This is a genomic window from Kitasatospora sp. NPDC093558 (genome assembly GCF_040683475.1).
Classification (GTDB): domain Bacteria; phylum Actinomycetota; class Actinomycetes; order Streptomycetales; family Streptomycetaceae; genus Kitasatospora.
In genome coordinates this window covers 1-8,974 of the sequence record NZ_JBFBDY010000256.1, presented here as the reverse complement: position 1 = coordinate 8,974, position 8,974 = coordinate 1, and the positions used below count along the sequence as shown (strand labels likewise).

Below are 8,974 nucleotides of genomic sequence, written 5' to 3'. Positions count from 1 at the left end.
GTCCGGGGCCGTTCGCGCGGGCGCACGATCGATCAGATGTGCACGGCCGGGCCCGCGCCGCCCGCACCGCGGCGGGTGAGCAGGCCGAGCAGGGCGGCGCCGAAGGCCACCACCGCGGCCACCGCGAAGGCGAGCGACATGCCGCTCACGAAGGACTGGTGGACCGCGCCGGCCATGCCGTCCACGACCTGCTGCGGGGTGCCGGGCGGGGCCGGCGGGGCGATGCCGAGCTGGGCGGCCTGCTTGAGGCCCTCGGCCTGCGGGCCCTCGACCGGCGGCAGGCCGGCCTTGGCCCAGTTGCCGGGCAGCACGTCCCCGACCTTGGCGGCCATCAGCGCGCCCAGCACCGCGGTGCCGAGGCTGCCGCCGACCTGCATCGCGGCCTGCTGGAGGCCGCCGGCCACGCCGGACAGCTCCAGCGGGGCGTTGCCGACGATCACCTCGGTGGCGCCGACCATGACCGGGCTGATGCCGAGGCCCATCAGGACGAACCACAGCGACATCACGCCGGTGCCGGAGCCGGTGTCCAGGGTGGACATGCCAAACATCGCGGTGGTGGTGATCAGCATGCCGGCCACGATCGGGACGCGCGGGCCGAGCTTGCCGATCGCGATGCCGGCGATCGGCGAGCCGACGATCATCATGCCGGTCATCGGCAGCAGGTGGACGCCCGCCTGGACCGGCGTCATCCCGTGCACGTTCTGCAGGTAGAAGGTGACGAAGAAGATCGCGCCGAAGAACGCGAAGGCCATCAGCACCATCAGCAGCGTGCCCGCCGACAGCGGCACCGACCGGAACAGGCCGAGCGGGATCAGCGGTTCCTTCGCCTTGCCCTGCCAGAGCGCGAACAGCACCATCAGCACGACGGCTCCGCCGAGCAGCAGCAGCGTGGACGCGTCGCCCCAGCCCCACTCGGGGGCCTTGATGATGCCGAAGACGAGGGCGAACATCGCCACCGACAGCAGCGCGATGCCCGGCACGTCGAAGGACTTGGCGGCGTTCTCGGCACGGACGTCCCGCAGCACCAGCAGGCCGAGGACGAGCGCCAGCAGGCCGACCGGGATGTTGATGAAGAACACCGACTCCCAGCTGACGTGCTCGACCAGCAGGCCGCCGACGATCGGGCCGGCCGCGGTGGAGGCGCCGATCACGCCGCCCCAGATGCCGATCGCCATGTTGAGCTTCTCGGCCGGGAACGCCCCGCGCAGCAGGCCGAGCGCGGCCGGCTGGAGCAGCGCGCCGAACAGGCCCTGCAGGACGCGGAAGGCGATCACGGTCTGGATGTTCCCGGCGAAGCCGATCGCGGCCGAGGTGGCGGCGAAGCCGACGGCGCCGACGAGGAACGTGGTCTTGTGCCCGAAGCGGTCGCCGATCTTGCCGGCGGTGATCAGGAAGACCGCGAGCGCGAGCAGGTAGCCGCTCGTCACCCACTGGATCTCGGACGGCGCGGCCTTCAGCTTCTCCTGGATGACCGGGTTGGCGATCGCGACGATCGTGCCGTCGAGGGCGACCATCATGACGCCGACCGCGACGGTCAGCAGGGTCAGCCACGGGTGGCCCTTGATCCCGCCTCCCGGCGGTGCCGGGCGCTGCGGCGGGTCGTCCGCCTTGGCGTTGTTGACGACGGACTGGCTCATCTGGGGCCCTCCACGGGCGAGTACACGAACGAAACCGGACGGACGTGGTCGTGGCGCCCCGGCCCACCCGTCCCCACGAGCTGCCCGGCCCGACGGGCGCCACTTCCGGCAGATTATGTCAGCCACTGACATTAGGCAAAGGCTGACTTCTGGCCAGTACTGCCATTTGTCAGGCCGCTAAGGTTGTCCTCCCACCCCGACCGCACCCGCGCCCGGAAGGCCCCGCCATGGCCGCTCACGCCCCCCACCCCGACGCCCCGACCGGCCCCGCGCCGATCACCCCCCTGGGGCGGGTGCCCGGACTGCGCGAGCGCAAGAAGCAGCAGACCCGCGACGCCCTCGTCCAGGCCGCGCACGTGCTCTTCCTCAGCCAGGGCTTCGCGCAGACGACGGTCGACGAGATCGCCACCGCCGTCGACGTCTCCCAGCGCACCTTCTTCCGCTACTTCGCCAACAAGGACGAGGTCGCGCTCGCCGTCATGGCCGACGCCGAGGACTACTTCATCGAGTGCCTGCGCCACCGCCCCGCCGCCGAGACCCCGCTCCAGGCCCTGCGCGCCTCGATCGTCAAGGCCTGGCGCGACCTCGGCAGCGCCGAGCGGACCGGACTCGGCTCCATCCACAGCGCCCTCGAACTCATGCGGATGATCGAGGAGACGCCCACCCTGCTCGCCGCCCACCTGCGCCGGGTCACCGAGCAGGAACGGGTCGTGGTCGAGGTGATCGCCGAGCGCGAGGGGCTCGACCCCACCCGGGACCTGCGCCCCACCGTCCTCGCCGCCGTCTTCGGCAGCGTGCTGCGCGCCGCCCACCTGTCCTGGACCGCCGACCAGGAACCGGCCGGCCCGGAAGGCATGATCGCCGTCATCGAGCGCCACTTCGACCAGCTCGGCCCCGCCCTGGCCGGCCACTGGCGCTCGTAGAACCCGGCGCCCTACCGGCGTCGCACCGATGTCATACCGGGGTACTAGACGAAATCCGGCCCCCCGGTCCGACGCCGCCCGCACCGCCCGCACCTACGCTGGCCGGATGATCGCCCCGTCCACCGGCAAGCCCCGCGGACTGTCCCCCCGCACGCTGTTCACGGCGCTGCTGAGCCCGTCCAGCAACCACACGCCGCTCCTCGCCCAGGCGCGCAGGCCATGGCTGCGCTACCTCCCGTACGTCCTCGCGCTGGCCGCGATCTCCGCGCTCCTGCCCAGCTCGATCAACGTGCTGGCCAACGACTACGGCATCGACACCGGCCTCGCGGCGGCCCTCGCCGTCGCGCAGACCGCGCCGCTGCTCCTCGCGCCCGCCCGGCCGCTGCCCGCCTGGTGGATGATCGGGCTGACGGACGTCCTGACGTCCGCGGTCGTGCTCACCACGGCCACCAAGACCGCGCCGGTCTTCCCCTGGCCCGCGACCAACCTGGTCGGGTACCTGCTGCTGATGCTGCCGCTCGCCCTGCGCGAGGCGCGCCGCACCCTGGTCGCGGTGTGGCTGGCCACCACCGCCGTGAGCCTCGTGTTCTCCGTGCTCGGCGCGGTGCGCGACTGGGGCGGGGACAACAGCCTGCTCGCGATCGCCCTCAGCGGCGCGGTCCTCGTCCTCGGCGGCGCCCTGCGCGAACGCGCCGAGGCCCGTCGGCTGCTCACCGAGCAGGAGCACATCAGCGAGGCCGAGCGCGAGCGCCGCACCCTGCTGGAGGAGCGCGCCCGGATCGCCCGCGAGCTGCACGACGTGGTGGCGCACCACATGTCGGTGATCGCCGTGCAGGCCGCCAGCGCGCCGTACCGGATCGGCGGCGTCCCGGAGGAGGCCGCCGAGGAGTTCACCGCGATCGCCGGCACCGCACGCGAGTCGCTCGCCGAAATGCGGCGCCTGCTGGGCGTGTTGCGCAGCGAGGAGACCGCGGCCGAGAAGGCACCGCAGCCGGGTGTGGAGCAACTCGGCCAGCTGGTCGAGACGGTGGGCCGGGCCGGGGTGCCGGCCGAGCTGACGGTGGACCCGGGGCTGGCGCAGCGGGTGCCGCAGGCCGTCGCCCTCTCCGCGTACCGGATCGTCCAGGAGGCCCTCGCCAACGTCGTCCGGCACGCGCCCGGGGCGCGGACCTGGGTGTCGCTCACGGCCGACGGTCCGGCGCTGCTGGTCACCGTGGTCAACGCGCCGCCGCCCGAGCGCGGCGAGTCGCTGGAGGCCTCGGCCGAGGGCACCGGGCAGGGGCTGGTCGGAATGCGCGAACGCGTCCGGCTCGTCGATGGCAGGCTGGACACCGGCCCGCTGCCGGACGGCGGCTTCAAGGTGGCCGCCGTCCTGCCCCTCGACCCCGCCCGGGAGACACCCGCATGACCATCCGCGTGATCATCGTCGACGACCAGGCCATGGTGCGGGCCGGCTTCGCCGCCCTGCTGAACGCCCAGAGCGACATCGACGTGGTGGGGGACGCGGCGGACGGCGCACAGGCCCTGGAGGTCAGCGGCCGCACCCACCCGGACGTCGTCCTGATGGACGTCCGGATGCCCGGCATGGACGGCCTGGAGGCGGCCCGCCGGCTGCTCGACCCCGCGGTGCCGGGTACACACCGGCCCAAGGTGCTGATGCTGACCACCTTCGACGTGGACGACTACGTGTACGAGGCGCTGCGCGCCGGGGCGAGCGGCTTCCTGCTGAAGGACGCCCCGCCGGCCGACCTGATCGCCGCCGTCCGGGTCGTGGCCGCCGGCGAGGCGCTGCTCGCGCCCTCGGTGACGCGCCGGCTGATCGAGGACTTCGCCCGCACCCGCCCGGCCCGGCGCCGGGACCCCAAGCTGCGGCTGGGCGGCCTGACCCCGCGCGAGACCGAGGTGCTGGAGCTGATCGCCCGCGGCCTGTCCAACCAGGAGATCGCCGGCCGCCTGGTGCTGGCCGAACAGACGGTCAAGACGCACATCGGACGCATCCTCGCCAAGCTCGACCTGCGCGACCGCGCCCAGGCGGTCGTCCTCGCCTACGAGTCGGGGCTGGTGACCGCAGGTGAGTAGCAGCTAATACCCAGGTAGCCCCCTGGACTTGGCCCCGCGGTGTGACGTCCGCGGGGCCTTCCCGTTCCTACCTTCCTCTTCGTCGCCAGTGAGCAACGGACAAGGGAGCAAGGGACGATGGGAAAGTTTCGGGCGAGGCGTGCGATCGCCGCCGCCGCGGTGGCCCTCGCGGCGGTGCTCGGCGCGGGCGGCTGGGCCGCCGACACCCAGCAGGCCGTCACCGGCCCGCCGCCGGGCAGCGCCGCCTGGACGGCCGACACCGCGCTCGGCCTCCGGCTGCCCGACCCGGCCGCCACCACCCCGGCCGAAGTCGCCGCGTTCTTCAACCGGTTGACGCCGGCCCAACGCGAAGCGCTCGCCGTCCGCCACCCGCTCGTGGTCGGCAACCTGGACGGCACCCCCGTCCAACTCCGGTACCACGCCAACACCCTGGCCCTCGCCGAGGAACGCGACCGGGAGGCCGCCCGCGCCGCCGACCCGGCCCTCACCCCACAGGACCAGGCCGCCGCCCGCACCCGCGCCGAGCGCTACCGCACCCTGCTCGACGGCGGACGCCAGGTCCTCGCCTTCGACCCGCGCGGCCGCGGCCAGGTCGCCGAGGTCTTCGGCGACCTCGCCGCCGCCCGCCGCACCGCCGTCGTCGTCCCCGGCTCCGACATCGACCTGCTGAGCTTCGACCGCGCCGCGGACCCGTACGGCACCCCCGCCGGCATGGCCAGGTCGCTGTACGAGGCCACCGGCCGGACCACCGCCGTGATCGCCTGGGCCGGCTACACCACCCCGGTCAGGGTCGGCCTGGACGCCGCCACCGAGGACCTGGCCGGCGCCGGCGCCGCCCGGCTGACCCGGCTGCTCGACGGACTCGCCGCGAGCACCCGCCCCGAGGCCCCGGCCACCGTCTTCTGCCACAGCTACGGCTCGGTCGTCTGCGGCCTGGCCCGCCCCGGCCCCGCGCAGGCCTCCGCCGTGGTGGTGCTCGGCTCGCCCGGCATGGGCGTGGCTTCCGCCGCCGACCTCGACCCGCGCGTCCCGCTCTGGGCCACCGCCCGCAACGGCTCCGACTGGATCGGCCGGGTGCCCAACGTCTCGCTGTTCGGCCTCGGCCACGGTGCCGACCCGACCGGCCCGGACTTCGGCGCCCGCCCCCTGCCGTCGACCGGCTCGCACGGCCACACCGGCTACTTCGCCCCCGGCACCGCCTCGCTCACCGCCTACGCCGCCCTCGCCCAGGGCCGCTAGCCCTCCCTCACGAGAAGGAGCACCGCCGTGGCCCACCCGCTCACCGCCCTGCGCCGCGCCGCCCGCGAGGTCGACGCCCGCACCCCCGCCCAACGCGACCGCGCCCTCGACGGCCTGCGCGCCCTCGCCCTGGTCGCCGTCCCGCTCGGGCACTGGATGCTCGGCGGCTTCACCCGCGACCCCGACGGCACCCTGCACAACGCCAGCCCGCTCTCCTCCCTCGGCTCGTTCGCCCCGGTCAGCTGGGTGCTGCAGCTGCTCGGGGTGTTCTTCCTGGTCGGCGGCTACTCCTCGGTCCGCTCGCTGGACCGGGCCCGCGCCAAGGGGGTGACGTACGGCGGCTGGCTGCGCGCCAGGACGGTCCGGCTGCTGCGCCCGGTGCTCGGGGTGACGGCGGTGTGGGCGGTGCTGATCCCGGTGCTGCCGCGGCTCGGCGTCCCGGCCGGCACCGTCCGCACCGGCGCGACGCTGGTGGTGCAGCCGCTCTGGTACATCGCCGTCTACCTGGGGGTGACCGCGCTCACCGCGGCCTGCCTGGCCGCCGCCCGCCGGCTCGGCGTCTGGTCGGCGGGGCTCCTGGTGGCCGTCGTCGCCGTGGTGGACGCGCTGCGGTACGGGCCGTGGGCGGACGCGGTGCCGTCCTGGGTCGGGCTGGTCAACATCCTGCCGGGCTGGCTGTTCGGCTACCAGCTGGGCGTGCTGTGGGCGCGGGGCCGGCTCGGCCGCCGGGCCGCGCGGGTGCTGCTGGCCGGCGGTGCCGCGCTGTTCGCCGCGCTGCTGCTGGTCTTCCACTACCCGGCGAGCATGGTCGGCGTGCCCGGCGTCGCGCGGACCAACTCGCACCCGCCGTCCCTGCTGGTGCTCGCCCTGGCGGCGGCGCAGTGCGGCGCCGCCGTCCTGCTGCGGGAGCGCCTGGGCCGGCTGCTGAGCCGCCGTCCGCTGCTGTGGCTGCCGGTGGTCGTGGTCAACCTGTCGGCGATGACGGTCTTCTGCTGGCACCAGAGCGCGATGCTCGCCGTCGCGCTGCCCGGCGCCGCCGGCCTCGGCACCGTCCCCGGGCTGACCACCGCCCCGGACTCCCTCGCCTGGGTGGCCGCCCGGCTCGCGCTGCTCCCGCTGTTCGCGGGCGCGCTGGTGGCGATCGGCTGGTTCGCCCGGCGGTTCGACGCGCCGTGGACGGCCCTCTCCCGCCCGTGGAAGGCCGCGGCCGGGGCCGGGGCGGCGCTGTTCACCGCGTACGCGCTGGGCGTGGTGTGACCCGTCGGGCCGGCCGACAGCGCGCCCCCGCAGCGCACGCCGGGGGCGCGCTGTCGGCGGTGTGCTCTAACCTGCGGCCATGGTGACGTTCGACGAGTTCCGCGCGATGGCCCTGGCGCTCCCCGAGGCCGCGCAGGAGCCGACGTGGGAGATCGAGACGCTGCGCGTGCGGGCCAGGATCTTCGCGATGGGCTCCCCCGAGGGCGAGCGCGTCACCGTCAAGGCGAGCCCCGAGGACCAGGCCGAACTCCTGGCCGCAGAGCCCGAGGTGTTCTCGTCGGCCCCGTACGTCGGCCGGCACGGCTGGGTGAGCGTCCGGCTGGACCTCGTCGATCCCGACGAGCTCCGCGACCTGGTCACCGAGGCCTGGCGGCGCACCGCACCCAAGAAGCTGGTCAGGGAATTCGACGCGCGGGAGCGCTGACGCGCCGAGCGGAGCGGCATCCGCAGCGACAGGAAGACGCGAACCGGACACCCACGGTTCATGTGATCCATCCCACAGTTTGGGCGTGTCCGTCACCCTCCTGTGACCTCTAGGCTTGCGCAGGGAAGTTCGCAGTCTGACGCACCCCTCGGGCCCCGCCCAGGACATGGTGACGGGCCCAAGGGAGTTGGTGCGGTGCGCAACCGTCGACGCTGGAAGCGTGTGCTGATCGGGGCGTTCGCGGGTTTCGCGGTCCTCGCCGACGCCGGCGCCTCGGCCGCCGCGGCCGCCGCCTCCACCGAGCAGCTGGCGATCAGCACGCCCCCGGCCGGCAGCGCCGCCTGGGTCCAGGACCACTCCTTCGGCCGCGGCCTGCCCGACCCGGCCACCACCACCCCGGCCGCCGCCGCCGAGTTCTTCGCCTCGCTGGCCCCCACCGAGCTCGACCGGCTGATCAAGCAGTACCCGCTGGTCGTCGGCAACTTCGACGGCGCCCCGCTCGACCTGCGCTACCGCGCCAACCGGATCGCCCTCGCCGAGGAGCGCGACGCCGCCCGCGCCCGCGCGAACGACCCCAAGCTCGACTCCGACGCCCGCGCGCTGGCCGTCTCCCGCGCCAACGACGTCGAGCACCTGCTCGCCCCCGACCGCCAGGTCCTCGCCTTCGACCCGCGCGGCCGCGGCCTGGTCACCGAGGTGTGGGGCGACCTCGCCGACGCCGAGCGGGTCTCCGTCCTGGTGCCCGGCTCGGACGCCGACCTCGGCCACTTCGACCAGGCCGCCGACCCGCTGCGCTCCCCCGCCGGCATGGCCCGCGCCCTGTACGCCGAGGAGCACCGCCAGGCCCCGAAGACCCGCACCGCGGTGATCGCCTGGACCGGCTACGTCACCCCCTCCGGCCTCGGCCCGGACGCCGTCACCTCCCGTCTCGCCGACATCGGCGCGCCCCGGCTGCAGCGCCTGCTCGCCGGGCTCAAGGAGACCACCCGCCCGGACGCGCCGCCGTCCCTGCTCTGCCACTCGTACGGCTCCGTGGTCTGCGGCGACGCCGCGCCCGAGATCCCGCGCGCCGCGGTCTCGCCGTCCGACACCTCCGGCGTCACCGACATGATGGTGTTCGGCAGCCCCGGCATGGGCGTGCAGAGCACCGGCGAGCTCGGCACCGGCGTGCACGTGTGGGCCACCCGCAACCCCAGCGACTGGATCGGCAACGTCCCGTACCTGGAGGTCGGCGGCCTCGGCCACGGCGCCGACCCGACGTCCTCGGGCTTCGGCGCCGAGGAGATCTCCTCGGCCCGCGCGGCCGGCCACAACGGCTACTTCGCCGAGGGCACCGACAGCCTGCACAACTTCGCGGCGATCTCGCTCGGCCACTACCAGGACGTCGTCCTCCGGCCGCAGTCCGGCTCCTGATC

The 8,974-nt window shown here is 74.6% G+C and carries 8 protein-coding genes; 7 read left to right on the top strand and 1 reads right to left on the bottom strand.

The genetic code is table 11. The features are described from left to right. Positions 1-32: 32 nt before the first annotated feature. Positions 33-1,637, bottom strand: a complete 1,605-nt coding sequence (locus tag AB0O00_RS22295; protein ID WP_363654379.1) for an MFS transporter — start codon at positions 1,635-1,637, stop codon at positions 33-35. A 227-nt stretch (positions 1,638-1,864) separates the two neighbouring features. On the opposite strand from AB0O00_RS22295, the gene AB0O00_RS22290 reads away from it, so the two are divergent. The 7 genes from AB0O00_RS22290 (at position 1,865) to AB0O00_RS22260 (ending at position 8,972) form a co-directional block, all read left to right on the top strand. Then, positions 1,865-2,560, top strand: a complete 696-nt coding sequence (locus AB0O00_RS22290; protein ID WP_363654377.1) for a TetR family transcriptional regulator — start codon at positions 1,865-1,867, stop codon at positions 2,558-2,560. 106 nt (positions 2,561-2,666) lie between these two features. Continuing rightward, positions 2,667-3,968 (top strand): sensor histidine kinase, encoded by a 1,302-nt coding sequence (locus AB0O00_RS22285; protein WP_363654375.1) that lies wholly within the window; start codon positions 2,667-2,669, stop codon positions 3,966-3,968. Next, positions 3,965-4,639, top strand: a complete 675-nt coding sequence (locus AB0O00_RS22280; protein WP_363654373.1) for a response regulator transcription factor — start codon at positions 3,965-3,967, stop codon at positions 4,637-4,639. Before AB0O00_RS22285 ends, AB0O00_RS22280 begins: the two co-directional genes overlap by 4 nt. Positions 4,640-4,756: 117 nt before the next feature. Further along, positions 4,757-5,878, top strand: coding sequence for an alpha/beta hydrolase (locus AB0O00_RS22275; protein WP_363654371.1), 1,122 nt, complete (start codon positions 4,757-4,759; stop codon positions 5,876-5,878). A 27-nt stretch (positions 5,879-5,905) separates the two neighbouring features. After that, positions 5,906-7,135: an acyltransferase family protein gene (locus AB0O00_RS22270; protein ID WP_363654369.1), complete on the top strand. Its 1,230-nt coding sequence runs from the start codon at positions 5,906-5,908 to the stop codon at positions 7,133-7,135. 79 nt (positions 7,136-7,214) lie between these two features. Then, a complete protein-coding gene (locus AB0O00_RS22265) occupies positions 7,215-7,559 on the top strand; it encodes an MmcQ/YjbR family DNA-binding protein (RefSeq protein WP_363654367.1) in 345 nt (114 codons plus the stop codon). Positions 7,560-7,754: 195 nt separating this feature from the next. Beyond that, positions 7,755-8,972, top strand: coding sequence for an alpha/beta hydrolase (locus tag AB0O00_RS22260; RefSeq protein ID WP_363654365.1), 1,218 nt, complete (start codon positions 7,755-7,757; stop codon positions 8,970-8,972). Positions 8,973-8,974 lie beyond the last annotated feature (2 nt).